General features: G+C 48.8%; 24 protein-coding genes. All 24 read right to left on the bottom strand.

Translation table 11 applies throughout. The features are described from left to right. Nucleotides 1-24: 24 nt before the first annotated feature. Nucleotides 25-903: a glycosyltransferase family 2 protein gene (locus tag AK59_RS0101185; RefSeq protein WP_029881819.1), complete on the bottom strand. Its 879-nt coding sequence runs from the start codon at nucleotides 901-903 to the stop codon at nucleotides 25-27. Beyond that, nucleotides 893-1,711: a hypothetical protein gene (locus AK59_RS0101180; RefSeq protein WP_029881818.1), complete on the bottom strand. Its 819-nt coding sequence runs from the start codon at nucleotides 1,709-1,711 to the stop codon at nucleotides 893-895. The genes AK59_RS0101185 and AK59_RS0101180 overlap by 11 nt, the downstream gene beginning before the upstream one ends. Next, nucleotides 1,708-2,328, bottom strand: a complete 621-nt coding sequence (locus AK59_RS0101175) for a haloacid dehalogenase-like hydrolase (protein ID WP_029881817.1) — start codon at nucleotides 2,326-2,328, stop codon at nucleotides 1,708-1,710. Before AK59_RS0101175 ends, AK59_RS0101180 begins: the two co-directional genes overlap by 4 nt. 105 nt (nucleotides 2,329-2,433) lie before the next feature. Next, complete coding sequence (locus AK59_RS0101170) at nucleotides 2,434-3,339, bottom strand: hypothetical protein (protein ID WP_029881816.1); 906 nt, start codon at nucleotides 3,337-3,339, stop codon at nucleotides 2,434-2,436. Further along, nucleotides 3,336-4,859 carry a lipopolysaccharide biosynthesis protein gene (locus tag AK59_RS0101165; protein WP_050491961.1) on the bottom strand — a complete coding sequence of 508 codons (1,524 nt, stop codon included), beginning with the start codon at nucleotides 4,857-4,859 and terminating at the stop codon, nucleotides 3,336-3,338. Before AK59_RS0101165 ends, AK59_RS0101170 begins: the two co-directional genes overlap by 4 nt. A gap of 81 nt (nucleotides 4,860-4,940) precedes the next feature. Next, nucleotides 4,941-6,065 carry a dTDP-4-amino-4,6-dideoxygalactose transaminase gene (gene rffA, locus AK59_RS0101160; protein WP_029881814.1) on the bottom strand — a complete coding sequence of 375 codons (1,125 nt, stop codon included), beginning with the start codon at nucleotides 6,063-6,065 and terminating at the stop codon, nucleotides 4,941-4,943. After that, nucleotides 6,062-6,616, bottom strand: coding sequence for a dTDP-4-dehydrorhamnose 3,5-epimerase (rfbC, locus tag AK59_RS0101155; protein ID WP_029881813.1), 555 nt, complete (start codon nucleotides 6,614-6,616; stop codon nucleotides 6,062-6,064). The genes rffA and rfbC overlap by 4 nt, the downstream gene beginning before the upstream one ends. A 3-nt stretch (nucleotides 6,617-6,619) precedes the next feature. Further along, nucleotides 6,620-7,498, bottom strand: a complete 879-nt coding sequence (gene rfbA, locus AK59_RS0101150) for a glucose-1-phosphate thymidylyltransferase RfbA (protein ID WP_029881812.1) — start codon at nucleotides 7,496-7,498, stop codon at nucleotides 6,620-6,622. A gap of 52 nt (nucleotides 7,499-7,550) precedes the next feature. Further along, complete coding sequence (rfbD, locus tag AK59_RS0101145) at nucleotides 7,551-8,450, bottom strand: dTDP-4-dehydrorhamnose reductase (RefSeq protein ID WP_029881811.1); 900 nt, start codon at nucleotides 8,448-8,450, stop codon at nucleotides 7,551-7,553. Nucleotides 8,451-8,452: 2 nt separating this feature from the next. Beyond that, entirely contained in the window at nucleotides 8,453-9,535 is a 1,083-nt protein-coding gene (rfbB, locus tag AK59_RS0101140; RefSeq protein ID WP_029881810.1) for a dTDP-glucose 4,6-dehydratase, read from the bottom strand. Nucleotides 9,536-9,889: 354 nt separating this feature from the next. Continuing rightward, entirely contained in the window at nucleotides 9,890-10,786 is an 897-nt protein-coding gene (gene galF, locus AK59_RS0101135) for a GalU regulator GalF (RefSeq protein WP_013097865.1), read from the bottom strand. 175 nt (nucleotides 10,787-10,961) lie between these two features. Beyond that, nucleotides 10,962-12,353, bottom strand: a complete 1,392-nt coding sequence (wcaM, locus tag AK59_RS0101130; RefSeq protein ID WP_029881809.1) for a colanic acid biosynthesis protein WcaM — start codon at nucleotides 12,351-12,353, stop codon at nucleotides 10,962-10,964. A gap of 12 nt (nucleotides 12,354-12,365) precedes the next feature. Then, entirely contained in the window at nucleotides 12,366-13,586 is a 1,221-nt protein-coding gene (gene wcaL / locus AK59_RS0101125) for a colanic acid biosynthesis glycosyltransferase WcaL (protein ID WP_020690194.1), read from the bottom strand. Then, on the bottom strand, nucleotides 13,583-14,863 hold the full coding sequence (wcaK, locus tag AK59_RS0101120; protein WP_021558691.1) for a colanic acid biosynthesis pyruvyl transferase WcaK: 1,281 nt from the start codon (nucleotides 14,861-14,863) through the stop codon (nucleotides 13,583-13,585). The genes wcaL and wcaK overlap by 4 nt, the downstream gene beginning before the upstream one ends. Before the next feature lie 17 nt (nucleotides 14,864-14,880). Continuing rightward, complete coding sequence (gene wzxC, locus AK59_RS0101115) at nucleotides 14,881-16,359, bottom strand: colanic acid undecaprenyl disphosphate flippase WzxC (RefSeq protein WP_029881808.1); 1,479 nt, start codon at nucleotides 16,357-16,359, stop codon at nucleotides 14,881-14,883. 1 nt (nucleotide 16,360) lies between these two features. Next, nucleotides 16,361-17,755, bottom strand: coding sequence for an undecaprenyl-phosphate glucose phosphotransferase (gene wcaJ / locus AK59_RS0101110; RefSeq protein ID WP_014832616.1), 1,395 nt, complete (start codon nucleotides 17,753-17,755; stop codon nucleotides 16,361-16,363). A 114-nt stretch (nucleotides 17,756-17,869) separates the two neighbouring features. Beyond that, on the bottom strand, nucleotides 17,870-19,240 hold the full coding sequence (gene cpsG / locus AK59_RS0101105; protein ID WP_013097871.1) for a colanic acid biosynthesis phosphomannomutase CpsG: 1,371 nt from the start codon (nucleotides 19,238-19,240) through the stop codon (nucleotides 17,870-17,872). A gap of 110 nt (nucleotides 19,241-19,350) precedes the next feature. Beyond that, on the bottom strand, nucleotides 19,351-20,787 hold the full coding sequence (gene cpsB, locus AK59_RS0101100) for a mannose-1-phosphate guanyltransferase (protein WP_000084309.1): 1,437 nt from the start codon (nucleotides 20,785-20,787) through the stop codon (nucleotides 19,351-19,353). 3 nt (nucleotides 20,788-20,790) lie between these two features. Beyond that, nucleotides 20,791-22,014 (bottom strand): colanic acid biosynthesis fucosyltransferase WcaI, encoded by a 1,224-nt coding sequence (gene wcaI, locus AK59_RS0101095; RefSeq protein WP_029881807.1) that lies wholly within the window; start codon nucleotides 22,012-22,014, stop codon nucleotides 20,791-20,793. Further along, nucleotides 22,011-22,490, bottom strand: a complete 480-nt coding sequence (locus AK59_RS0101090) for a GDP-mannose mannosyl hydrolase (protein ID WP_029881806.1) — start codon at nucleotides 22,488-22,490, stop codon at nucleotides 22,011-22,013. Before AK59_RS0101090 ends, wcaI begins: the two co-directional genes overlap by 4 nt. 2 nt (nucleotides 22,491-22,492) lie before the next feature. Further along, a complete protein-coding gene (gene fcl, locus AK59_RS0101085; protein ID WP_013097874.1) occupies nucleotides 22,493-23,458 on the bottom strand; it encodes a GDP-L-fucose synthase in 966 nt (321 codons plus the stop codon). Nucleotides 23,459-23,460: 2 nt separating this feature from the next. After that, nucleotides 23,461-24,582 carry a GDP-mannose 4,6-dehydratase gene (gene gmd / locus AK59_RS0101080; RefSeq protein ID WP_003863514.1) on the bottom strand — a complete coding sequence of 374 codons (1,122 nt, stop codon included), beginning with the start codon at nucleotides 24,580-24,582 and terminating at the stop codon, nucleotides 23,461-23,463. A 24-nt stretch (nucleotides 24,583-24,606) separates the two neighbouring features. After that, nucleotides 24,607-25,155 carry a colanic acid biosynthesis acetyltransferase WcaF gene (gene wcaF / locus AK59_RS0101075; RefSeq protein WP_013097875.1) on the bottom strand — a complete coding sequence of 183 codons (549 nt, stop codon included), beginning with the start codon at nucleotides 25,153-25,155 and terminating at the stop codon, nucleotides 24,607-24,609. 15 nt (nucleotides 25,156-25,170) lie between these two features. Further along, nucleotides 25,171-25,917 carry a colanic acid biosynthesis glycosyltransferase WcaE gene (wcaE, locus tag AK59_RS0101070; RefSeq protein WP_013097876.1) on the bottom strand — a complete coding sequence of 249 codons (747 nt, stop codon included), beginning with the start codon at nucleotides 25,915-25,917 and terminating at the stop codon, nucleotides 25,171-25,173. Between the last annotated feature and the right edge of the window lie 7 nt (nucleotides 25,918-25,924).

Here is a 25,924-nt window from a genome sequence, read left to right as displayed (position 1 = left end):
AAATTTTACTTTGTTAAAAGAATTTTAACGATGTGGACCACTCACACCTTTTAATCCGTCACGAATCCCCTGAAGCATAAACTTGATTCGTGCAAGACCGTTATCACTTAATGCATAGATTATAAATTTGCATGGCATAACAAATAATTTTTTGATCTTGTATTTCAGAGGGAATGAAATTTCTCTATTTGCCAATAGCCAATTTCTATAAACATAATATAATCTAAAAGGACTACATTTAGCGAAACTGCGTACTCCTAAAATGTTAACATCCTGCATACCAATATTATGTTGTAGCGTAATATTTTTGGTTGAAAGAACTTCCCAACCAAGATGTCGGGCTCGATAACACCATTCGATATCTACCAGATCGATAAACCATTCCGATTTGTTTAACCCTACATATGTAAGAGCATTTAAGGGAATCAGTGCGCCTGAGGAAATAATACTTTCTACAGAATAAACACCCTCAGCGAACTCTTTACCAATATTAATTTCACGATCGTACTGAGATTTATTCCTCTCATTTATTATTAAAGGGCCTAATGCAGCTACTTGTTTATTTATTTTTGCACATTTAATATATTCATTATACATTTCAGAAATATAATTTTTCCCAATTGTTGAATCTTGGTCAAAAGTGAAAAAGATATCGCAACCTAGATTAACAGCTTTGAGGAAGCCATGGTTTTGAGCGTAAGCTATCCCCATATTCATCTTTAGATCGTCGTAGATTACATTTTCGAACTTCAAATTCGGACCTAACGTTCTGGGAATATTTTCAGGTGTATTATCAACAAGTACGACAAAGTCACATTGCTGCTTAAGCTCAATTAATAATTTCTCTGTATTTTCTTTTGTAGGGTTAAATAGAATAACTATCGCGGCTGTCTTACTTTTCATTGTCTTCCCAATTATAAGATTGATGTTTATTTCTCATAACTTGTTTTGTTTTGGAAATATACAGTGTTGCAATTCTGTACGAAAGAAAATACATACTTAGGACAAATAATTCGATTAAAATGTTAACACGGTGCATTATCATTATTATAAAAATGAGTAATGTCACTAACATATACCATTTTACACGAAAAAGATCTGGGTTCTTTACAAGTTTCTTAAGTTTGATAAAACCATATTTTTCTTTACAAGCATGCTCAATAGTACGGACTAAAGGAAACGAGAGAATGATAAACGGAACTAAATATGGAAAATAAACACTATTTACAGATGCAATAACTGGGATTATATAGCGGCAGAGAACCACAATAAAATAGGTCAATACATTCCATCGAGAACGCAATGTATTATGATAGTAAAAACCACACAACAGTAAAACCATCAAAAGCAATATTGTTATCTGCTGGGGAAAATCAGTCTTAAAATATAGAAAAAAACCCAATACAACAGAAAGTAATATTCTAGAAACCACAAGAGAAATTATATTTTTTTCTATCCATGCGCGTTGTGTTGTGGCACGAAGGGTAGGATCTTTCTCTTTTTTTACAGTTCTAAAATCATTGTCAATATATCCTATTTCATATAAGGACATTATCATAATAAAACTAGCTATGAAATTTAACACCTCTCCTTTTAAAATAATTACTGTGAGCAAAAGAAAAAGAGGATAAATGATAAACCAACTAATTCTTTCATGCTTCGTTTTAATTCTGGTAATGAGAAGATAGGAAAATGGTATATAAAGGTTCATAAAAATTTAATCCTTCCTAAATCCACATTGTTATGTGAAAGTAATACCAGCCACTTTTCATTATTATTTTTTCGAGTAACAATATAGGATTGTTGACTATTTTTTATTAGATTAATATCACTCATATTGTCAGTAACAACCAACTCTAGTTTTTCTAGCATAATTTTAGTATGTTTATTCCCTTTGAGATCTATCTCTAATCTACCAGTGCAATAACCATTTTTATATTGTAATTTTGAAGAGTACCCGGTAACACTTAATTTCTTAGAAATTGCATCAATTACAGGATCCAGGGAAGCGGATATCAAAATAGAATCTGATTGATTTGATAAAAGCAATTTCATCGTTGTTTCATTTTCTTTAGATTTGAGAAAATCGTCAACAAAAAAAGTTGAAAATTTGAAGAGTTTATCTTTGGACTCTCCTTTTAAAGTATAGATAAAATTATCTCGTAGAGAAATTAATTTGAATTTATTTAAAATTTTAAAAGGTAAAGATAGTAAAACCTTACACCATAAAAACTTAATTTTATTTCCAGCCTTTTGATGATATTGAGTAATAAAATCAAAAGTTGTATTTGAAGCATAAAGTGTAAAACAAACATCAAATACACGCATATGCATACCTTTAATGATCATTAAAATAATAAGAAGCGAAATATTATTCTGCAAAGTTTGGTGAATTTACGCTTTGCGAAAATATTTATGTATAAGTATATTCCATCACTTTAAATGGAAATATATAGACATCTCAGATAAGCATTTAAGTACTGTTTCGTTTGATCGTTGATGTTCTGCAATAATGTGATTATAAACATTTTCTCTTGTGCTTTGTGCCCACTCTTCTTGCTCTATTGAGAAACCAAAAGAAATACCATATCTGTCCGATAAATTTGGATACCAATCTTCTATCGACTGCCCTTGAGCTGGTACAACATATGACGGGCAACCACATAACACAGCAAAAATTGAATAGGCGGTGTAATCATCATAACAAATGAATTTTTTAGAGCGCTTGAAAATAGCGGCTACTTCTTTATGACTTAAACCGTCAATTTGTACTGCATTAGCGGGATGTATTTTTTCTTTATAAGTTCCTTTTCTAACCATGAAACAGCAGTCTATATCTTTTACATCATTACTTTCATTATATATATCAATTGGGTAATAAATAACTTTCAATTCATTCTGAGATGTAAACGACCCGTCTCTCTGAAAATCTTTAATAGCTGAGTTAAATTTATAATACATTTCGCCAGCTTCATAATTGATGATGGATGTATGAAAACCAGGCTGATGCAGTAACCATCTTACGACATGTTTGGCCCCAAGAGGATTGCCATTAACTATTTCCGGATATATGACTATCCCATCTTCAGGAATTCTTTTCGAATTCCATAGCGGAGTATTCCATTCAGCATGCGTTTTAAAACAAGACTTCGAGCGAACTTCCCATTTTAATTGCTGAAGTATTTTTTTAATCGTTATTTTTCCTGAATATGTTGGTTTTAACTTTACAAGAAAAGCGTTATGTTCGCTAAATTCATTAATAATATGACATAAACGATGAAGAACTACGGAACCACCACTATTCTCATCAAAAGAAGGCGCACATATAAACACTTTCATTTTTTGCTCATTTTAAAATCAAAAGAAGGTAATATTTTATGCATTCCAAAAATATAGCACATAGAAATTAGAACGCTTCCAAACCCTAACAAAGATAAATATGCAAAAGATAATAACCGGCTTCCACTAAACGCTTCGAATTTAGATATGTAATAATAATAAATGAGTTCTATAATGACCAAGGGTATAATATAAAAGATTATTATTCCTAGTCCATGTTTGAATGTTTCAGTAAGGTTATATCCTCCCCACAAAATAAATAAGAGGATAGCATTCACCGCATAAAAAACAGAAGTTCCATCACCATGAAAGTTCTTAGCGATAAAAATGTTTGACGGAATTATTATCGTGCTAAAAATCACATACACGACAGTATGTTTTTTTAACTGTCCCTGGCTATAGAGAAGCAAGAATATTAGATTTGAATAAATTGAAAACACCCCTCCCAAAAACAGCCATGGTAAATATTTAGATACTTCAGTAGCGAGATGTGTGTTGTTACTCCATATAAAAAGTATCTTCTCAGAAAAGAAAAACAAAAAGATGCTTAAGGGTATAGTAATAGTAATTATAAATTTAAATGCATGAAAATATAATCTTGAATATTGTAGCGTATTTTTTTCATGGAAATATTTGGTCAGTCTTGGCTGTAGATACTGATTTAAAGGATCGCTAATAATTGCCAGAATCCCCATTATAGAAATAGCGATACTATACATTGCATATTCGGATAAAGGCAGAAAACGCGTCAGCGTTAACTTATCCGATTGGTTTACCACTACCCATAGAATCGTAAGCATTGACAGCTGCAATGCAAAAGAAAAGAATTTTGAAATGGATATCTCACTAGTATCATCATCAGTAACTTGTTGTTTATCGATGGTCTTTAATATGTTTTTTCTCACGCGTTCACTAAAAAGAATCATCAATCCACAAGTTAACGCTGCACTCAAAAGCTGCATTATAAAATAAAAGATAACATCGCCTTTGAAAACATATAATAATACAAGTGTAAAAGGTTGCGATAGCGTTGTGTTTATTAAATTAATAGTCGTAATTGTAATCTGGGATTCATTAGAAAGTAATAAACTTCTGAATGGCCCCTGCAAATATCTTAATGCAAAAATGCAAAACATCAGTGTTGTGCATATAATTAATGTGGAATCTTTGATATTTGTTTTTAGCCATAATGTACTAAATTTATAGCTAAATAACCCTCCCAACAGAATGAGCGATATTGCTATGCCAATAAATATTAAAATTATTTTTCGATATAATATATTGAATTTTTCAAACCGCTTAATATTTTGCTTCGATATAATGGCTTCCCTTGTTAATACCCCACCTACTCCTGCATCCAAAATACTTAAACATGCCTGTAATACTGTAAAGAAGCCAAGTAATCCATATGCTTCTACACCAATCCTCTTTATTAACAAAGGAATCAGCAAGATCGCAACGACAGCTGTATATATTCTTACGCCATATATATATGTTAATAACTTGACTTCTTTAATCATTATATAAATTTCTTGTTATTAAGAAGAAGGTTATTTGATGATAACCCTATAACCCTAACATTACACTACGTGATCAAAAGATTAGTTATAGAAATTTTTTATTTTTTCACAAATATAATCTATCTGCTCTATTGTTAATTCATAGAACATCGGAAGTCTTAACAAGCAATCACTAAAATGGTCACTATTTGCCAACTCAACTTCATCACCGATTGACAAATAATAATCACTTTTATTAAGTGACAAATAATGGAAAACGGAATGAATTTCGAATCCTTTAAGATGGTTAATTAACGCTGTTCTTTTTTCTATATCAGCACATATTACATAAAACATATGGGCATTATTAGTAGCAAACTCAGGAATTACAGGTAGCTTAATAAATCCTTTAGTCTCTAATTCACTCAAATTAGCACGATATCTCTCCCACAATACTTTTCGCTGTTTCTGAATGAGCTCTAAATTTTCTAATTGCGCAAAAAGATATGCTGCAATAATATCGGATGGAAGGAAGGATGATCCGATATCAACCCATCCATACTTATTTACCTCTCCTCTGAAGAATGAAGACCTGTTGGTCCCTTTTTCTCTTATAATTTCTGCTCGCTGAAAATAGCTTTCATCATTGATGACAAGCATTCCACCTTCACCCGAGATAATGTTTTTTGTTTCATGGAATGAAAAAGTACCGAATGTACCAATGCTTCCCAGAGGTCTATCGTTATGGAAGGAATCAATAGCTTGCGCAGCATCTTCAATGACAGGAATATTATATTCCTTAGAAATGGACATAATTTCATCCATATCACACGCTACACCAGCGTAATGAACAACAATAATAGCTTTCGTTTTATCAGTTATACTAGCTCGGATTGAGCTTGGGTCAACATTTGGATTATCTGCATAGCTATCCGCGAAAACTAATTTTGCTCCTCGCAGTGCAAAAGCGTTTACTGTAGATACAAATGTATAAGCCGGTGCAATGACCTCATCTTCTGGCTTAATATCAAGTAATATCGCGGCCATTTCAAGAGCATCGGTACAAGATGTTGTTAATAATACTTTTTTAAAAGCATATTTATTTTCAAAGTATTCGTGACATTTTTTTGTAAAAAAACCGTCACCAGATATTTTTCCTAAACTTACCGCCTGGGATATATAAAAGAGTTCTTTCCCTTGTAAGTATGGTTTATTAAATGGAATCATTGTTCATCCTTAATATGTTCTATAAAATCTGGAGCTAATTTATCTTTCTCAGAGAGAATGACTTCATTCTCAGAAATCGGCCAATGTACATTTAGCACAGGGTCATTCCATGCAATACATCGTTCACTACTGGGGTTGTAATAATTTGTTGTTTTATATTGAAACTCAGCAACTTCACTAAGAACAACAAAACCATGAGCAAAACCTTCAGGTATCCATAACTGCCGTTTATTCTCAGCAGAAAGATATACCCCAACCCATTTACCAAATGTTTCCGATTCTCTACGTATATCCACAGCTACGTCAAAAACTTCACCAGCTATGCAGCGAACTAATTTTCCTTGTGCATAAGGTGCTTGTTGGTAATGAAGACCACGTAGTACGTTTTTACAGGATTTAGAATGGTTATCTTGCACAAATTCTATTTCACGTCCTGTTAACTCTTCAAAGGTTTTCTTATTAAAACTTTCAAAGAAAAAACCTCGTTCATCACCAAAAACCTTCGGCTCAAAAATCATCACATCTCGAATATCTGTCTTTACAACATTCATAGATTAATAACCTTTAATCATTTTGAGCAAATACTGGCCATAGGCATTTTTTTTGAGTGGTTCAGCCAGTATCTTTACCTGCTCTGCATCAATAAATCCCTTACGAAAAGCAATCTCTTCCGGACAGGAGACTTTAAGCCCCTGACGTTCTTCGATGGTCGCAATAAAGTTGCTCGCTTCAATCAGGCTCTGATGCGTACCGGTATCCAGCCAGGCATAGCCTCGTCCCATCATCGCTACAGACAGACGGCCCTGCTCAAGGTAGATACGGTTAATATCGGTAATTTCCAACTCACCGCGCGCTGAAGGCTTAAGGTTCTTCGCCATTTCCACTACATCATTGTCGTAGAAATAAAGACCCGTTACAGCATAGTTGCTTTTAGGTTCCAGCGGCTTCTCTTCCAGACTGATGGCCGTACCATTTTTATCGAACTCCACCACGCCATAACGTTCCGGATCGTTGACGTGATAGGCGAATACCGTTGCACCGTCGCCTTTTCTCACTGCGGCTTCCAGCTGTTTAGGCAGGTCATGACCGTAGAAAATATTATCGCCCAGCACTAGGGCACAGTTGTCGTCACCAATGAACTCTTCGCCAATGATAAAAGCCTGTGCCAGTCCATCAGGGCTTGGCTGTACTTTATACTGAAGGTTTAACCCCCACTGACTGCCGTCGCCCAGAAGCTGTTCAAAGCGCGGGGTATCCTGAGGTGTACTGATTATCAGAATGTCTTTAATCCCTGCCAGCATTAGCGTAGACAGTGGGTAGTAGATCATCGGTTTATCATAAATGGGCAGCAGTTGTTTACTCACCGCCATGGTCACTGGGTAGAGACGAGTGCCGGATCCACCAGCAAGAATAATACCTTTACGCGTAGCCATTATAATTTCTCTGTAAACGCAAAATGCCCGAAAACGGGCATTTATTTAATGATTAAAGTGAGTGAGTCGTAAAAAGCTCAGCTAGCATGCGCTTCACGCCAACATCCCATGCTGGCAATACCAGACCAAAGTTATGCTGGAATTTCTCTGTGCTTAACCGCGAATTCTGCGGCCGGCGAGCAGGTGTCGGGTAAGCGCTTGTCGGAACAGCATTGAGTTTTTCAATCGCCAGTTCAATGCCTGAGTTTCTGGCTTCATCAAATACCAGAGCAGCATAGTCATACCAGGTTGTCGTATCTGACGCGACGAGGTGATAAAGACCAGCCACTTCTGGTTTTACCATCGCTACACGAATAGCATGCGCGGTACAGTCTGCCAGTAATTCTGCTCCCGTAGGCGCACCAACTTGATCGTTGATAACAGAAAGTTCTTTACGCTCTTTCGCCAGACGCAGCATGGTTTTCGCGAAATTGTTCCCTTTACCCGCGTAAACCCAACTGGTACGAAAAATAAGATGGTTAGGACAATGTGCTTGCAGCGCTTTTTCACCGTCAAGTTTAGTCTGCCCATAAACATTTAATGGCGCTGTCGCATCCGTTTCACGCCATGGTTTATCCCCATCGCCCGGAAAAACGTAATCTGTTGAATAATGAACAACCCAGGCACCAATTTTCGCCGCTTCCTTCGCAATGGCCTCAACGCTTGTTGCATTCAATAACTGGGCGAATTCAGGCTCTGATTCCGCTTTATCAACAGCAGTATGCGCTGCAGCATTAACGATAACATCAGGTTTGATGGCACGAACCGTCTCAGCAATCCCTTCTGGCTTGCTGAAATCGCCACAGTACTCTTTCGAGTGCACATCAAGCGCTATTAAATTCCCTAACGGCGCCAGCGCACGCTGGAGTTCCCAACCCACCTGCCCTGTCATCCCGAACAGAAGAATATTCACAATTAACGTTCTCCGTAATTCTGTTCGATCCAGCTTTTATAGGCACCGCTTTTTACGTTATTAACCCAGTCCTGGTTGCTCAGATACCATTCCACGGTCTTACGAATCCCACTTTCAAACGTCTCTTCTGGCTTCCATCCCAGCTCTACGCCGATTTTATGCGCATCAATCGCATAGCGACGGTCATGCCCCGGGCGGTCGGCAACATACGTGATCTGATCGCGGTAAGAGCCTTCTTTCGACACAATCTCATCCAGCAGATCGCAAATCGTATGTACAACATCCAGATTCTGCTTCTCGTTATGACCACCGATGTTATAGGTCTCCCCCGGTTTACCCTGGGTAACAACGGTGTACAACGCACGCGCGTGATCTTCCACATACAGCCAGTCACGGATCTGGTCGCCTTTGCCGTAAATCGGCAGGGCTTTACCGTCCAGCGCATTCAGAATAACCAGCGGGATCAGTTTTTCAGGGAAATGGTACGGGCCGTAGTTATTAGAGCAGTTAGTGACGATGGTAGGGAAGCCATAAGTACGCAGCCAGGCACGAACCAGATGATCGCTCGAGGCCTTCGAAGCAGAGTACGGGCTACTTGGCGCATAGGCTGTGGTTTCTGTAAACAGCGGCAGCTCAGCAGAGGCAGGATGTTCATCAGGATGAGGTAAATCACCGTACACTTCATCCGTAGAGATGTGGTGGAAGCGAAACGCAGATTTGGCCACGTCATCCAGCGTCGACCAGTAAGCCCGTGCGGCTTCCAGAAGCACATAGGTACCGACAATATTGGTCTCAATAAATGCAGCGGGGCCGGTAATAGAACGGTCAACATGACTTTCTGCTGCAAGGTGCATGACCGCATCCGGTTTATGCTCGGCGAAAATGCGATCCATCGCCGCTTTATCGCAAATATCCGCATGTTCAAATACATAACGATCGCTATCATTAACGTCGGTCAGTGACTCCAGGTTGCCGGCATACGTCAGTTTATCCACATTGACGACTTCATCCTGGGTATTTTTAATAATATGTCGTACCACTGCTGAGCCGATAAAGCCGGCCCCGCCCGTCACAAGAATTTTCACGTGATCTGTTCCGTCTATTGAATTTGTCGAGATATTGGCGTTCTGATACCGGGTAATTAATATCGGCTTCAGAAATTTTGCACGCTACCGCCCCTGGCTTAACAGCTACCAGTGCACTGAGCGAAGTTTGAATAAATGATTTTTCTGGTCTGGATTCAGACAAAAACTGGCGTTAATTGTCGTCCTAAACGACCTCAGAAACAAGCACAAATCGTTACAAATCTGACCAGATTTAAATCAGATAAATCCATGTTATCATTAGAATTAATAACAAAAAACGGCAGCTACCATTTTGGTTATGTTTCAACATACCCAAATGATGACTGCCGCTTGTGCAAATCAAGTAAGATAAAATCAGTCGTTAGCTAACAACTTCTCAATCCGGCTTCTGAACTTCGCCCCTTCCTTCAGGTTGCGCAGCCCATAGTTCACAAACGCCTGCATGTAGCCCAGCTTCTTACCGCAGTCGTAGCTCTCACCGGTCATCAGCATCGCGTCAACAGACTGCTTTTTCGCCAGCTCGGCGATCGCATCGGTCAACTGGATACGATCCCAGGCGCCTGGCTCGGTTTTTTCCAGCTCGGCCCAGATATCCGCGTTCAGGACATAACGACCAACCGCCATCAGGTCAGAATCCAGCGTCTGCGGCTGATCCGGTTTTTCGATAAACTCAACGATACGACTCACCTGCCCTTCTGTCTCCAGCGCTTCTTTAGTCTGGATAACAGAGTACTCGGACAGATCGCCTTTCATGCGTTTCGCCAGCACCTGGCTGCGGCCCGTTTCATTGAAACGCGCCACCATCGCCGCCAGGTTATAGCGCAGCGGATCCGCAGAAGCGGTATCAATGATGATATCCGGCAGGACCACGATAAACGGGTTGTCGCCAACAACAGGGCGAGCACACAGGATGGAGTGGCCAAGGCCCAGCGGCTGCGCCTGACGCACGTTCATGATGGTCACGCCAGGAGGACAAATGGACTGCACTTCCGCCAGCAGTTGACGTTTAACACGCTGCTCCAGCAGCGCTTCGAGTTCGTAAGAGGTGTCGAAGTGGTTTTCAACCGCATTCTTGGACGAGTGCGTAACCAGAACGATTTCTTTGATCCCTGCAGCAACAATCTCGTCGACGATGTATTGAATCATCGGCTTGTCGACGATCGGTAGCATCTCTTTAGGAATGGCTTTTGTGGCTGGCAGCATATGCATGCCCAGTCCGGCTACCGGAATGACTGCTTTCAAATTAATCATTATTTCTTCCACCTTAAAATGGTTGACGAATTATAGCTCTTAAACCTGTTTTCGCCAGTATGATTTGCCGTAATCCTGTAATGATATTACGCCTTAGCACCACAAATTACAGTAGTTGTAATCTGAATAGAATGCGATTCCGTGCCAGGAATAGTCGCAAAAAGCCCACTGACGATTATCTGTGCGGCAGCGCAAAATTCAGCCGTTCCGTATTCACCACATGCTGATCCACCCGGTCAATATCCACCGAGCTCTGCCCTTTCTCATTCACTGCTTTGATGTTTGCCAGTGACAGCAACGTCTCGTCTTTCGCCATAAACTTACCCCGCACATCCTTACGCAGGTCGAAGTTCAGCTTCAGCGCGGGTCCGATTGCTGCTTCCTGCATTACGTTGATATTGCGTAAGAAAAGGTGCTGAGGTTTGTTATGCAGTTCAAGCGTCGCGCGCTGCATGTCGACGTTGGTGATGGCCACAAACGAGGTCGCATTACCGGATGAAATTTGTATGCCGCGCAGCTTATAGGCAAGCTGGCTATTATCCAGACGAATATCGTTAAGCTTGAAGTTCTGCGGAATCGACAGGTAGTCACCTTTAATCACGCCGTAACCGATTAACATGCCGGCACTATTGACCATATCGACATTATCAATAACGAAATTATCACAGCCATAAATTGCTACGGTGGCATTGTCTATTCCCGCCTTTTTACTGAAATCAGGCGTAATATTTTTGGCCTTAATATTGCGGATAATAAAGTGTTTACCGTTCTCAACGTGCACCAGCTGGCGGCAGTTGCTGCCGGTGATATTGGCAACCACAAAGTTCTTCACGGTCTGTTTTTCCGGGTAGTCGTTGTCGTAGGTACTGCCCGCAAGGCCAATACCAATCCCCCAGTTAATCTTCCCGTTGGTGCAGTTGATGTTGTCGATCACATGGTCGGAGATCAGAATATTGCGGTCATTGATGGCCACATTCCACTCGATCGCATCGCCCTGCAGGTGGCTGAATTTGCTGTTGGTGATGCGGGCGCCATCCACCTGGTTGTGAAACCCCTGGCGCAGGATGGCGTAATTGGCCTGGCTCACGCGGATGTTATCAATAACCAGATTACGCATCACGCTGGGCTTTTTGCCGCCAATGTAGATTTGCGTTACCGGGCCAAATCCGCTCATCGCCAGCCCTTTGATGACACAGTCAGAGCCACGAACGTCAAGGGTAATATTTTCGGTACGGCCTTCGCCCTCACCGATGACTTTGCTGCCCTCCTGCAGGACAAAGCGCCCCCGGCCATTGCCGGTTAACGCCCCGCGAATCAGCAGCGTTTTGCCGTCAGGAATGAAAATGCCCGTGTTGATGTTTTTGCAGGTGAGTCCTGCAGGCACTACGACGGTGTCGCCTTCGTTAAACGCCTGCTTAAAGGCGGCGATCCAGTCGTTGTTATTGTACTGATTTACAGAGACCGTCTTGCCGGTTGCCGCCCGCGCAACGCGGGACGACAGCAGCGGCATTGCCGCCAGGACGGACAGAGAAGAGACAAAGCTGCGTCGGGTAATCTTTTTCAGCATACAACCTCGGCGTTACAACGTTTGCAGCAGGCTCGCTAACTGGCGATTGATCACCTGCTGGTTAAAATCTGCCTCGACTTTTTGTCGGGCATTGTGCAGCACGGGCTCCAGCGCCTGCTGGTCGATATCGCTAAACGCGGCCAGCCGATCGGCCAGGGCCATGGCGTTATTTTCGGGGACCAGCCAGCCGGAATGGTCTGACTTGATCAGCTCCGGGATCCCGCTGTGCAGCGTCGATACCACCGGGATCCCCACCGCCATCGCTTCCATCAGCGCCACCGGTATGCCTTCCATGTCGCCATCGGCGCCGGTAACGGACGGCAGCAGAAACACGTCGGCTTCATCGAGCATGGCCTTCACCTCGTGGCTCGGCTTAAAGCCGGGCATCTCCACGTGCGTTTCCAGCTCATACTGTTCAATAAGCGTGCGCAGACGACGCTCCCACGGGCCGATACCGAGTATGCGATAACGGAAATCCACCCCGCGCGCCTTGAGCTGGCGGCAGGCTTCAATCGCCACATGCAGCCCTTTTTTCTCGGTCAGTCGGGCAACGGAGATAATCTGCAGCGGTTTACCCGGCACCTTGACCGGACGTCGGGTAAAACGCGCCAAATCCACCCCCATCCGCGAGACGGTGATTTTCTCGCCCGGGCAGCCCATCTTTTTGAGGCGTCCGGCCCACAGGTCGCTGATGGGCAGCATCATGTCGCCGCGCTGGAACAGCTGCTGATACTCCGGCGTGTAGTGGTTCAGCACTTCACGGCTGGAGATATCAATGCCGTGGAAGATCGTGGCGATCTTCCCGTCAATCACCCCCAGCTCGCGCAGTTTGGCTGCGGTCACCCCTGCCGGGCCAAAGTGGGCGATAAAGACATCAGCGCGGTACGGCTGCGCCGTCTGCCCGCAGATGGCCGACAGGATCAGATTGCGCGACTCCGCGCCATAGCGGGAGATGTTCAGCGCTCGCCAGGTCGACGCACGATGGAGCCCGCGTAAAGTCTGGCTGGCACGGTAGCGCAGCTTGTTCACTTTTCCGGATGGCTCATCCTGCAGCCAGCGGGTTTTCGCCTCCAGCCCATACTGGGTATACGCCGCATGGGTGTTTTGCGTATCGCCCTTTTGCAGGGCGATAATTTCCACGTCATATCCCATATCGATAAACGCGGTGATTTGATTGAGTACAAAGGTTTCAGACGACAGTGGAAATTTCAGTAAGAAGAAACCAACCTTCATTTCCCCTCCCGCACGCGGTCAAGCACCGACTTCACCATCCCCATTCCCTTTTCGCGCTCGGCTTTCACCGCCACGGCCAGGCGCTCATTCACGGCGGGCAGTTGCCCAAGGGTGTCGCCCACCATTGCGCCGAGCGAGCCATCCAGCAGATGACGGATATCCACGGCCATTTCCGGCATCCCCAGCTGCTGCATAATCCCGGCAGACTTGTGCTCATAGTTGATGGCAATGGCTGGCGTGCCAAAGTTCATCGAGATGATGGCAGAGTGCAGACGGGTACCCACGGTCAGGTCACAGGCTGAGAGCAGTTTGCCCATCTCCAGATCGTTCAGTTCGTCCATCACCACATGATACCGGGACGGATCGTTCACCAGATGGCGCAGGTTAAGCGCCACCATGCGATCATCCTTGTTGTAACTATCGATACCGGTACAGGTGGAGAGCGCCAGCACCTGATAACCGCTGTCCAGCACGCGGTTAACGACCTCGGCAAAGGCCTTCTCATAGGCGGCCTGAGTGGTGCCTAAACGCTTATCAAAAGGTGCCAGCTCGCGCAGGGTAATGGCGACGGTTTTCTGTTTCGCCGCCACGTCCAGCCAGTGCTGCACCGCGTAGCTCGGCTGGAAGCTGTCGTCCTGGTGATCCACCAGCCACGCGGTATCCACGCCGTGCTCGACTTTCGAGGTGTCGATCTCGCTGCGCTTCATCATGTCGAGGCTGACTGATTCACGTAAAATCAGGGCATCGCAGTGGCCAAACACATAGTTTGCCAGCTGGTTGAACTGAGGTTCCTGGAATGGCCCGACGCTGTGACCAATCATAAACAGCGGCTTCTTCGCCATAAAGGTACAGAGGGCATGCTCAAACTGCGGCACGCCGTAGAGATCGACGAAGAACGAACCGCCCACCTGAATGATGGCGTCATAGCCGGAAAGCAGACGCACAAAATCGGTAAAGCCCTGCGCGATGGCGATGTTGCGCAGCTTGCCGGTGTCGGTTACGCGAGAAAGCAGCACCTGATGCTGGTAGCGGCGACGCAACACTTTCTTCACGCGTCCCATCACGCCCGCAGCGTTATTGTGCTGTTTCATCTGGCTGTAGAGCGGGTCGCCCATCACCGGGCGGTTCAGTAACCAGGATGAGCTGACCGGGTAACGGCTCATCACGTCCACTTCTGTCTCAGGCTTAAGGGTGTTAATTGCATCCAATAAACCGCGCAGGATGGCGCTGTCGCCACGGTTGCCGCAGGTATGGTTGCCAAGAATTAATAATTTCATAATGGCCTCTTAAATAACTAGCCTGCGCGAAGCAGCGTTTTCATTTTTTCGTTACGGCAAAACTGGCGCTTCATCTCCACCACCAGCGCATTGCGTGACAGCACAATCATCACCCCAAACGCCAGTGCGCCCGCAGCAACCTGCACTGCCAGCAGCGCGGCCAGTGGCAGATGCCCCTTCAGGAGCACGCCCAGACCGTAGCTCACCACCAGGGTCGGCAAGGAGAGATAAAACGGCAGCCACAGGCTCAGGATGTACTGACGGTAGCTGGAGCCCAGCACCGGCTTGATCATGATGAAGTAGCTCAGCACGGTGTTGATGATTTGCACCAGCAGAAAGCCCAGCGTGACGCCAATGGCGCCCGCCATGTGTCCGCCGACGATAATTGCCGGAATAAACAGGAAGGTTTTAAATACGTTGAATTTAAAGCTGATATCCACGCGCGCTTTCGCCATCAGCAGGGAGCCAATCGGGTTACCCACGGAGCGCAGCAGCCCCACCACACAGAGCAACTGCAGGATCGGGATGATGCTGTTCCACTTCTCGCCAAATACCAGCGGCACAAAGTTGCTCGACACCACCATCAGACCCAATAGTACCGGGAAGTTAATAATGCCGACCACGGAGAGCAGCTTGTAGAAGTTGACGCGCAGCTTTTCAGTGTCGTCCTGAATTTTGGCGAACGCCGGGAACAACACGCGGGTGATAATCGGGTTGAGCTTCATCGGCGGGACGACCGCAACGTTGTAGGCCAGGTTATAGCCACCCGCGACGCTCGCCCCCAGAATGCGCGCCAGCACCAGCGTGGAAAGGTTGGTGTTGACATAGTTGATGATGCTGTCGGCCGTCAGCCAGGCGCCAAAGCGCAGGTTCGAGGAGACGGACGCCAGGGAAAAATGCAGCCCCGGGCAGTAGATCTTGCGGCCAAAGTAGCCGAACAGCAGCGTACGCACGGTAGAGTTCACCAGATACCCCAGAATGGCGGTCATGGCCAGCGGCCAGAAATGGGCGCTCACCACCGTGAAGGTAAAGCCCGCCAGCACGGCGCTGGTTTCAATCATGCCGATCTTGTTGAACTCCAGTTCTTTTTGCATCAGCGCGCGGAACTGCTGCCCGTGCGGGATCACCACAAAGGCAAACGACAGCGTGCGCATCAGCGGGGCCAGATCCGGGTTGTGCAGCACGCTGGCGATCACATCGCTCAGCAGGAACACCAGCACAAAAACAAACATCCCCAGCCCTACGTTCAGCCAGTAGAGCGTGGTCAGCTCCAGCTGGCTAATCTCTTTGCGCTGGATAATGGAGTTGGCGATACCGAAGTCAGACAGCGTGTCGGCCAGCGCGATAATAACCAGCGAGACGGTCAGCAGACCGAACTGATGATTATCGATAATGCGCGCCAGCACGGTCATCTGCACCAGCCCCAGGCCAATGATGACGATAGTCGCCATCGCTGACCACTTGGCGCCGCTGATGGTTTTTTCACGTAAGCTCATCTTAGTACGCCGCTTTGTTCACGAAACCTTTGAAGATGGTCAGAAAAACAATTTTGATATCGAACCAGAGGCTCCACTCACGGATGTACTCAAGGTCGAATTCAATGCGTTTTTCCATTTTTTCCAGCGTGTCGGTTTCACCGCGCCAGCCGTTGATTTGCGCCCAGCCGGTAATGCCTGGCTTCACTTTATGGCGCAGCATGTAGCCTTCAATCAGCGAGCGGTACTGCTCGTTATGGGCAACCGCGTGCGGACGTGGCCCGACAATCGACATACCGCCGGTAAAGACGTTGATAAACTGCGGCAGCTCGTCCAGCGAGGTGCGGCGCAGGAAATTCCCCACGCGGGTCACGCGCGGATCGTTCTGCGTAGCCTGCGTCACCACTTTGTCGTTCTCCATCACCTTCATGGAGCGGAATTTCCACACCATGATCGGCTTACCGTCCATGCCGTAGCGCGTCTGACGGAAGATGACCGGGCCGGGAGAGCTCAGCTTCACCGCCAGGGCAATGCAGCACAGCACCGGAGAGATCAGCAGAAGGATCAGCGAAGAGAGCACAATGTCTTCCAGGCGTTTGAGAACACGGTTGATACCTGACAGCGGCGTGTCGTACAGCGGCACTACCGGTACACCGTTCACCTCTTCGATACGGGAATGGAGAATGTTGAAGGTAAAGACGTCCGGAATAAGGATCACGGAACAGGTGGTGTCCGCCAGGTCGCGCATCAGTTTCTTAATGCGGGACTCCTCTTTCATCTGCATGGCAATGTAGACGTTGTGAATTTTGCCCGCTTTCGCATCGTCAATAAGCTGGTCGTAGTTGCCCGCCCAGTCCGACGGCACGCCACCCGGTTTCGCGTCGTGGTAGATCCCAACCACTTCAAAACCTAACCACGGCTCTTTGCGGAAGCTATCAAGCAGCACCTGGCCCACCGGCAGATCGCCGGCAACGGCGACATAGCGGCGGTTGTAACCACGGTTACGCAACCAGCCCGCGCCAAAGCGGATCAGGGAGCGGCAAACCACCATGCCGACGCTGGTTAACAGATACCAGCAAAGATACGTCACCAGACGATTATCAAAATCATGGCTGAACGCCACCAGGCCCGCGCTGAAGATCAGGCTTAAGGTCCAGTTCTGCAGCAACAGCATCAGTTCGGTGGTCATCTTGACGCCACGCCACGAACGATAGAAATCCGTCATCCCGCCGATCATCTGAAACACGACCAGCGCAATCAGTGCCATCAGCAGGTGCATGTATAAGAACGATTGCCCGCTGATCCAACACACCGCCCACAATCCGCCGACCATGATGGTGATATCAGAAAAACGCTGCACCATAGAGATTAACGATGCATTCGTTCTCGCTCGTTCGCGCTTTTTTAGATTCGTCATCGTTGTTCCTTTAGTTCAAAACCTTACCCCTCACCCTAACCCTCTCCCCACCGGGGAGAGGGAACTTGAACACCCTCTCCCCTGTGGGGAGAGGGCTGGGGTGAGGGGCAATGATTACTGATTCAACAGCGCCAGAATGTCCTTCGTTCGGGCTTCCATCAGCGCGGTGTCGGCGCGGGATTCCACGTTCAGGCGCACCACCGGCTCGGTATTGGACGAGCGCAGGTTAAAGCGCCACTGCGGGAACGCCATGCTGATACCGTCGGTACGGTCAATTTCCAGCGCGTGAATAGCAAAGTGCTGTTCCACGCGGGCAATGGCCTCAGCCGGCTGCGCCAGTTTGCTGTTGATCTCTCCACTTGCCGGGAAGGCCGCCATACGGTCGCGCACCAGCTCGCCCAGGGTCTGACCTTTCAGGCACAGCAGTTCGGTCACCAGCAGCCACGGGATCATCCCGCTGTCGCAGTAGGCAAAATCGCGGAAGTAGTGATGGGCGCTCATCTCGCCGCCGTAGATGGCGTCTTCTTCGCGCATACGCTCTTTAATAAACGCGTGACCGGTTTTGGACATCACCGGCGTACCGCCTGCCGCTGACACCACGTCAACGGTGTTCCAGGAGAGGCGCGGGTCATGAATGATCTTCGCCCCCGGATTTTTCTCGAGGAACGCTTCCGCCAGCAGGCCGACAATGTAATAGCCCTCGATGAACTGCCCTTTTTCGTCGAACAGGAAGCAGCGGTCGAAATCGCCGTCAAAGGCGATGCCCATATCCGCACCGTGTTCAATCACCGCATTGCGGGTGTCGTCGCGGCACTCTGGCAGCAGCGGGTTCGGGATACCGTTCGGGAAGTTGCCATCCGGGGTGTTGTGTACCTTGACGAAGGTCACCGGCACGTTCAGCGCCTTAAAGCGGGCTTCCAGGGCATCCACCACCGGGCCCGCCGCGCCGTTGCCGGAGTTGATGACCAGCTTCAGCGGCTTAAGGTTTGCTACGTTGATGTAACCCAGCAGGTGGTCAATGTACTCTTTACGCAGATCGATCTGCTTGTAGCTGCCGCGTGCAGACTCGTTCACCGGCGGGAAGTCGTTGGCTTCCGCCAGACGCTGCACGTCGCGCAGGCCGGTATCACCGCTGATAGGGCGCGCACCCTTGCGCACCAGCTTCATACCGTTGTAATCCATCGGATTATGGCTGGCCGTGACTTCAATCCCGCCGTCCACGCCCAGGTGGAAGGTGGCAAAATAGATCTCTTCGGTACCGGAAAGGCCGATATCCAGCACGTCCACGCCCGCGTCCTGCAGCCCTTTCGCCAGCGCCAGCTTCAGGGATTCGCTGGTCAGACGCACGTCGCCACCCAGTACGATAGTTTTCGGTTTCAGGTATTCGCCGTACGCGCGGCCGATGCGCCACGCAATGTCTTCATTCAGCTCTTCACCCAGCTTGCCGCGAATATCGTAGGCTTTAAAACAGGTTAACTTTTCCATCATGACCCCTTTTTCAGGCAACAGTTGGCCCGCCCAATTAACAGGCAAAATATTTTTTATTCATTCGTAGGCCCGGTAAGCACAGCGCCACCGGGCATGATGCGAAGCGGTTACACCCGACCGTAGCGGTCCTGGAAACGGACAATATCGTCCTCTTCCAGATACGCGCCGGAGCGCACTTCAATTAAATCGAGAGGTATCTTCCCTGGGTTTTCCAGACAGTGTGTCGCCCCCAGCGGAATATAAATTGACTCGTTTTCACCGAGCAGTTTCACTTCACCGTCGATGGTCACTTTGGCGGTACCCGCTACCACCACCCAGTGCTCGGCACGATGGTGATGCATCTGTACCGACAGGCCTTCGCCCGGCTTCACGGTAATGCGCTTCACCTGGTAACGTTCGCCCGCATCGATGGAGTCGTATTTGCCCCACGGCCGGTACACTTCGCGGTGAATATGGTGCTCGTGGCGACCGTCGGCTTTGATCTTCTCCACCACCTTTTTAACGTCCTGCACGGCGTTACGGTCGGCAATCAGCACGGCGTCTTTGGTCTGGACGACCACCAGATCCTTCACCCCCACCGTGGTCACGAGGCCGGATTCGGCGTAGACGTAGCTGTTCTCGGTTTTGTGGCTAATCACATCACCGTGATGGACGTTACCCTCCGGGGTATGGGCGCTGATCTCCCACAGGGAGGACCAGGAGCCAACATCGCTCCAGCCTGCATCCATCGGCACCACCACCGCATCCGCCGTGCGCTCCATCACCGCATAGTCAATGGACTCTTCCGGGCAGGCGAGGAAAGCGGCTTCGTCGACGCGAATAAAGTCGAGATCCGGATCCACCACGTTCATGGCTTTTTCGCAGGCGCTCAGGATATCCGGACGATACTTTTGCAGTTCTTCCAGATAGCGACCGGCGCGGAACAGGAACATACCGCTGTTCCAGTAGTATTCACCGCTGGCAACGTAGGCCTGCGCGGTTTCCAGATTCGGTTTCTCAACGAACTGCGCCACGTCAAACGCCACGCTGTCGCCTTCGCCCGGCGTCACGCTGCCGCGGCGGATATAGCCATAGCCGGTTTCTGGCAGATCCGGCACGATGCCGAAGGTCACCAGCTTGCCGCTCTCTGCGTAAGGAATGGCCGCCCGCACTGCGTCGCGGAACGCCTCTTCCTGCTGAATGACGTGGTCTGCCGCCAGGACCAGCATCAGCGGATCGCAATCCGGGCTGCTGCGTTTTGCCGCCAGCGCCGCCAGGGCAATGGCTGGGGCGGTATTTCGTCCGGCAGGCTCCAGAATGATGTTTTCTGTGAGTTTGTTCAGCTGGCGCAGCTGCTCGGCAACAATAAAGCGGTGCTGTTCGTTACAAATCACCACCGGGCTTTCACACTCCACACCCTGCAGACGGTTAACCGTCGTTTGCAGCATGGTGAGATCCCCTTTCAGGCAGAGGAACTGTTTTGGATAGAGCACGCGGGACAGCGGCCACAACCGGCTACCAGAGCCACCTGCCATCACAACCGGATACAACGTGGTTTGACTCATGATTTATCCCCGTATATCTGCAATAAATTGGCTCAGCACGTTCTCTTTCTCGAGCGTGCGTTCGGCATATTCACGTGCCACCGTGTTCACTTTTGGCATGGCGAGTGCCTGTTCAATTCCGGTCACCAGCGCCGGAACCGATTCCGGCTCCACGCAAACGGCGATCCCCGGGTAGCTGTCACACAGCTGGCCTAATTCGGTTTCAGCTTCTGCCGTGATCACGGCGTTCCCGCCCACGGCCAGAATGTTGGTCAACTTGGACGGCAGCACCGCATCCGCCGCGCCGCGCTTTTGCACCACCAGATGGCAGTCACCCATCTTCAGCAGCGCAGGCAGCGCCTCGTAAGACTGAAGCGGGAAGAATTTCACGTTAGTCAGGCCGCGAACACTTGCCATCTTCTCCAGACGCGCTTTTCCGCCGCCCTGACCGACAATCACAAACATCCACGGATGTTCGCTAAGCTGTTGAGCCGCCTCGATAACGTTCTCCAGCCCCTGCTTTTCGCCGATATTGCCTGAATAAAGAATGATTTTTTGGTCATCAGGCAAACCGAGCTCTGCGCGAAGCGCCTGCGCGTCGTGTTCTGTTACGTCACGGAAACGGGCCACTTCGGACCAGTTCGGGAAAAAGATCACCTTTTCCGGCGCGACGCCCTTCTCCTGCGCTTTGTTCATCATCGAGCGCGAGATGGTGGAGACATAATCCACGTTATGCAGACCGCTGCGCTCAAAAGCGCTGGCGAGTTTCGCCACTTTGCCGCCCTTGCCTTTACCTGCCATCCCCAGGCCCAGCATGGCGTCGACTTCATAATCCTGAATGTGCAGCAACGTGCGCGCACCGGAGAGCTTGCCCAGCAGCCGCATGCCCGGCGTGCAGAACAGCGTCGGCACCACGCCGATGATGCGGTCCGGCTTCCAGCGACGCTGCGCCATCAGCGGGAAGAAACTGCTCAGGGCAAAGCTGCCCAGATGAATTAAACGTTTCAGCGTCGAGGGCTGCTTCGGCACGTACAGCGGGCAACGCCAGACGGTCGCAGCGCCCTCTTCGCGGCGATAGCGCCAGCTGGAGTAGCGCTCGCCCACTTTCCATTCCGGGTAGTACGGCGGCGCGGTAATGACCCGCACGTCATGTCCCTGGCTCGCCATCCACTCGACCATCTCGCCGGTGTATTTCCCGATACCGGTCAATTCCGGCGAGTAGTTGATTCCATATACGAGGATCTTCATAGTCCCGGCACCTCAGACTGACGATCGGCCAGGAAATAGGCACGACTGTTGTCATGCACATTGTCGCTGGCCAGCAGCGCCTCTGGCGTCTGCCAGCGGTAGTCGTCGTGCTGAGAATCAGGCAGACGCAGGTCTGCCTCACTCACCTTCAGGCGGAACCCCAGCACGATGTAGTGCGTGGTGAAGTCGGTGCCTGAAAAGTTATCGTCATAGAAGTGCTGCCAGACCCCGTAAAACTGGCCTGCTGCCATCGGCAGTTGCAGGCCCAGTTCCGCCAGAGTGAGACGCTCAAACGCGTTGGCCAGCGTCTCATCCTTCTGCACGCGCCCGCCGGGCACGAACCAGAAGCCCTGAGCAGGACGATTGGTTCGTTTCCCCAGCAAGAACTCGCCGCGTTCGTTCTCCACGATCAAATCAATTGAGATGAGCGGAGTGGAGCGCACTACCGTGGCAAAATCTTCCTGACTTAAAAACATTGTTACCCCCGGAAGCGGTGCTGGTTTTCCAGGAACCACTGGTAGGTACTTGCCAGCCCTTGTTCCAGCGACACCTCGTGATACCAGCCCAGCTGATGCAGACGGGTGACGTCCAGCAGTTTGCGCGGCGTGCCGTCCGGTTTGGTGGCGTCAAACACCACGCGGCCCTTATAGCCCACCACCTGAGCGATAGTCTGCGCCAGCTCGCGAATGGTGCAATCCACGCCAGTGCCAACGTTGATGTGCGACAGCATCGGCTCGGTGTTCTCCTGCCACACCTCGCGATCCAGCTCCATTACGTGAATGCTGGCCGCGGCCATGTCATCCACGTGCAGGAATTCGCGCATCGGCGTGCCGCTGCCCCACACCACCACATCCGGTGCGTTCTCGGCGGTCGCCTCGTGGAAACGACGCAGCAGCGCCGGGATCACGTGCGAGTTGCTCGGGTGGAAGTTATCGTGCGGCCCGTACAGGTTGGTCGGCATCACCGAGCGATAGTCACGGTTGTACTGACGGTTGTAGGACTCGCACAGCTTGATCCCGGCAATTTTGGCAATGGCGTACGGCTCGTTGGTTGCTTCCAGCGTCCCCTGCAGCAGTTCGCTCTCGGCGATCGGCTGTTTCGCCATTTTCGGGTAGATACAGGATGATCCGAGGAACAACAGCTTGTTCACGTTGTGCAGATGTGCCGCGTGAATGATGTTGCTCTCAATCATCATGTTCTCGTAGATGAAATCTGCCGGGTAAGTGTTGTTAGCGACAATGCCGCCCACTTTTGCCGCCGCCAGATACACCTGATCGATACGTTCATTGGCAAAGAAGTCCTGTACCGCACGGCTATCGAGCAGATTCAGCTCGTCGCGGGTACGGACAACCACTTCCACGTCACCGCGCTGTTCCAGCTGGCGAACAATCGCGGAACCCACCATTCCGCGATGACCGGCGACAAAAATACGTTGTTTTGTCATTCTCAGGACTCCAGCGCGATGGCAACCTCGTAGCCATGAGATTTGAGCAGGGAGTGTTTTTTCGCTGCTTCAAGATCTTTGGCTACCATCTCAGAGACCATCTCCTGCAGCGTGGTTTCTGGTTTCCAGCCCAGTTTCTCGTGCGCTTTGGTTGGGTCGCCCAGCAGGGTTTCCACTTCCGCAGGACGGAAGTAACGCGGGTCAACCTGCACAATCACATCACCTGGTTTCACGCCCGGTGCGTCATGGCCGGTCACAGAGACAACGATCCCCTTCTCTTCCACGCCAGTGCCTTCGAAGCGCAGTTTGATACCCAGCTGTGCGGCAGCCATTTCCACGAATTGACGGACGGAGTACTGCACGCCGGTCGCAATCACGAAGTCTTCTGGCTGCTCCTGCTGCAGCATCATCCACTGCATCTTCACGTAGTCTTTGGCATGGCCCCAGTCACGCAGGGAGTCCATATTGCCGAGGTGCAGGCAGGATTCCAGACCCTGAGCGATGTTGGCGATAGCGCGGGTAATTTTACGGGTCACAAAGGTTTCGCCACGACGTGGGGATTCGTGGTTAAACAGAATGCCGTTACAGGCGTACATGCCGTAAGATTCACGGTAGTTTACGGTGATCCAGTAGGCATACAGTTTGGCTACCGCGTAAGGAGAACGTGGGTAGAACGGGGTGGTCTCTTTCTGCGGGATTTCCTGCACCAGACCGTACAGTTCAGAGGTGGATGCCTGGTAGAAACGGGTTTTCTTCTCAAGGCCGAGGAAACGAATCGCTTCCAGCAGACGCAGCGTACCCATGGCGTCAACGTCAGCGGTGTATTCCGGGGATTCGAAAGAAACCGCTACGTGGCTCATCGCGCCCAGGTTGTAAACTTCATCCGGCTGTACTTCCTGCAGGATGCGGGTCAGGTTGGAGGTATCGGTCAGGTCGCCGTAGTGCAGATGGAATTTCGGGTTCGCCGCATGCGGATCCTGGTAAATATGATCCACACGTTCCGTGTTGAAAGAAGAAGCACGACGCTTAATACCGTGAACTTCATAACCTTTTTCCAGCAGTAACTCTGCCAGGTAAGAACCATCCTGCCCGGTAACGCCGGTGATGAGAGCGACTTTAGACATGTTTATATTCCTCTACTTATGAATTTAATCAGTTTCAACGCGTTCGCGTATCACCACTGCGGGGTTGCCACGGCAAATTTTATTTGCCGGTAGCGATTTAAAAACGCTGCTGCGGGCACCGACTACCGTGCCATCGCCAACAGAAACACCAGGTGCAACAAATACATCTGTTGCCAGCCAGCATTTTTCGCCAATCACAATTGGCGAAGCGGTAATATCAAAATGCTGACTCATAAAATCGTGGCTGCCGGTACACAAATAACACTTCTGTGACACCACTGCGTTTGCACCAATCGTGATATCGCCAAGGGTATATAACACGGCGTCATCCCCTACCCAGGCGTAATCGCCAAGCGTTAATTTCCAGGGGTAAGTAATTTTTACCGATGGACGAATAACTACGTTTTTTCCGATTTTTGCGCCAAACAGACGCAATAAAAAGGCACGCCAGCGATACAGTATTTGCGGTGACCAGGCAAATAAGGTGGCCTGAACGGCCCACCATAACTGCACTTTAATTCCGTTCCCGCCCCGAAAACCTTTCGGCACGGTGAACCCGTTAAGATCCTGCATTACATTTCCTTATATTCAGGCTTTGTTATATAAGGTTTTCGTTTTACCCGTAGTGCGTAGGCGGAATAAATAAGACAATTCCGCCCAGAATGCGGGCACGCGTAATATCTTACGCTGTACGTTTTTTGCATCCTGGCACAATTCCAGATTATTCGAGGTGGATACACCGCCCATTGAAAATTCAGACACCAGCCCTTTAATTCGACGGAACGGGTAGCCTGATTTATACAGACTGGCGGCCAGGGCATAATCTGATGACACTTTATACTGCAGATCGTAAGGCTGTTTTTTCAGACCTTTTACCGGGAAGAAAATGGCCTGATGGCTTGCCGGTAAACTGTGATAGATATACCAGCCGGGTTTCGCGCTGCGGCAAATTTTATGCCCGTCGCCAAAATCGAGCAGCGCATCGCCAATATACATCGCGTCGTCTTTCTGGCGCGCCAGCTGACGGGCAAACTGGGCTACATCGTCATGGAACACATCGCCCGAGTTAAGGAAGATGGCATAACGGCCTTGCGCCATGTTAATGCCTTTGTTCATCGCATCGTAGATGCCTTTATCTTTCTCGCTAACGAAGCGTAAGTTGAACTCACCGTTGAGTTTTTCCAGAAACTCCGCCGTGCCATCGTTCGAGCCGCCATCGACCACGATCCACTCAAAGCTGAGACTCGGATCGCGCGCCAGGTTGCGCAGCGAGCGCCAGGTTTTTACCACCCCTTCGTAATTACGAAAGGCAACAGTAATGACGCTAAGAAACATAAATCAC

The organism is Enterobacter sp. T1-1 (genome assembly GCF_000710795.1).
Classification (GTDB): Bacteria; Pseudomonadota; Gammaproteobacteria; order Enterobacterales; family Enterobacteriaceae; genus Enterobacter; species Enterobacter cloacae.
The sequence above is the reverse complement of the archived record's forward strand: the minus strand, read 5'-3'. Positions and strand labels throughout refer to the sequence as shown.

Excerpts from the sequence above, each read along its gene's own strand:
- wcaJ (WP_014832616.1), bottom strand. The coding sequence starts at position 17,755 with ATGACGAATCTAAAAAAGCGCGAACGAGCGAGAACGAATGCATCGTTA.
- AK59_RS0101180 (WP_029881818.1), bottom strand. The coding sequence starts at position 1,711 with ATGAACCTTTATATACCATTTTCCTATCTTCTCATTACCAGAATTAAA.
- wcaK (WP_021558691.1), bottom strand. The coding sequence starts at position 14,863 with ATGAAATTATTAATTCTTGGCAACCATACCTGCGGCAACCGTGGCGAC.
- galF (WP_013097865.1), bottom strand. The coding sequence starts at position 10,786 with ATGATTAATTTGAAAGCAGTCATTCCGGTAGCCGGACTGGGCATGCAT.
- rfbA (WP_029881812.1), bottom strand. The coding sequence starts at position 7,498 with ATGGCTACGCGTAAAGGTATTATTCTTGCTGGTGGATCCGGCACTCGT.
- cpsG (WP_013097871.1), bottom strand. The coding sequence starts at position 19,240 with ATGGAAAAGTTAACCTGTTTTAAAGCCTACGATATTCGCGGCAAGCTG.
- wzxC (WP_029881808.1), bottom strand. The coding sequence starts at position 16,359 with ATGAGCTTACGTGAAAAAACCATCAGCGGCGCCAAGTGGTCAGCGATG.
- AK59_RS0101170 (WP_029881816.1), bottom strand. The coding sequence starts at position 3,339 with ATGAAAGTGTTTATATGTGCGCCTTCTTTTGATGAGAATAGTGGTGGT.
- AK59_RS0101090 (WP_029881806.1), bottom strand. The coding sequence starts at position 22,490 with ATGTTTTTAAGTCAGGAAGATTTTGCCACGGTAGTGCGCTCCACTCCG.
- wcaL (WP_020690194.1), bottom strand. The coding sequence starts at position 13,586 with ATGAAGGTTGGTTTCTTCTTACTGAAATTTCCACTGTCGTCTGAAACC.
- fcl (WP_013097874.1), bottom strand. The coding sequence starts at position 23,458 with ATGACAAAACAACGTATTTTTGTCGCCGGTCATCGCGGAATGGTGGGT.
- cpsB (WP_000084309.1), bottom strand. The coding sequence starts at position 20,787 with ATGAGTCAAACCACGTTGTATCCGGTTGTGATGGCAGGTGGCTCTGGT.
- AK59_RS0101185 (WP_029881819.1), bottom strand. The coding sequence starts at position 903 with ATGAAAAGTAAGACAGCCGCGATAGTTATTCTATTTAACCCTACAAAA.
- AK59_RS0101175 (WP_029881817.1), bottom strand. The coding sequence starts at position 2,328 with ATGCGTGTATTTGATGTTTGTTTTACACTTTATGCTTCAAATACAACT.
- gmd (WP_003863514.1), bottom strand. The coding sequence starts at position 24,582 with ATGTCTAAAGTCGCTCTCATCACCGGCGTTACCGGGCAGGATGGTTCT.
- AK59_RS0101165 (WP_050491961.1), bottom strand. The coding sequence starts at position 4,859 with ATGATTAAAGAAGTCAAGTTATTAACATATATATATGGCGTAAGAATA.
- wcaI (WP_029881807.1), bottom strand. The coding sequence starts at position 22,014 with ATGAAGATCCTCGTATATGGAATCAACTACTCGCCGGAATTGACCGGT.
- rfbC (WP_029881813.1), bottom strand. The coding sequence starts at position 6,616 with ATGAATGTTGTAAAGACAGATATTCGAGATGTGATGATTTTTGAGCCG.
- wcaE (WP_013097876.1), bottom strand. The coding sequence starts at position 25,917 with ATGTTTCTTAGCGTCATTACTGTTGCCTTTCGTAATTACGAAGGGGTG.
- wcaF (WP_013097875.1), bottom strand. The coding sequence starts at position 25,155 with ATGCAGGATCTTAACGGGTTCACCGTGCCGAAAGGTTTTCGGGGCGGG.
- wcaM (WP_029881809.1), bottom strand. The coding sequence starts at position 12,353 with ATGCTGAAAAAGATTACCCGACGCAGCTTTGTCTCTTCTCTGTCCGTC.
- rffA (WP_029881814.1), bottom strand. The coding sequence starts at position 6,065 with ATGATTCCATTTAATAAACCATACTTACAAGGGAAAGAACTCTTTTAT.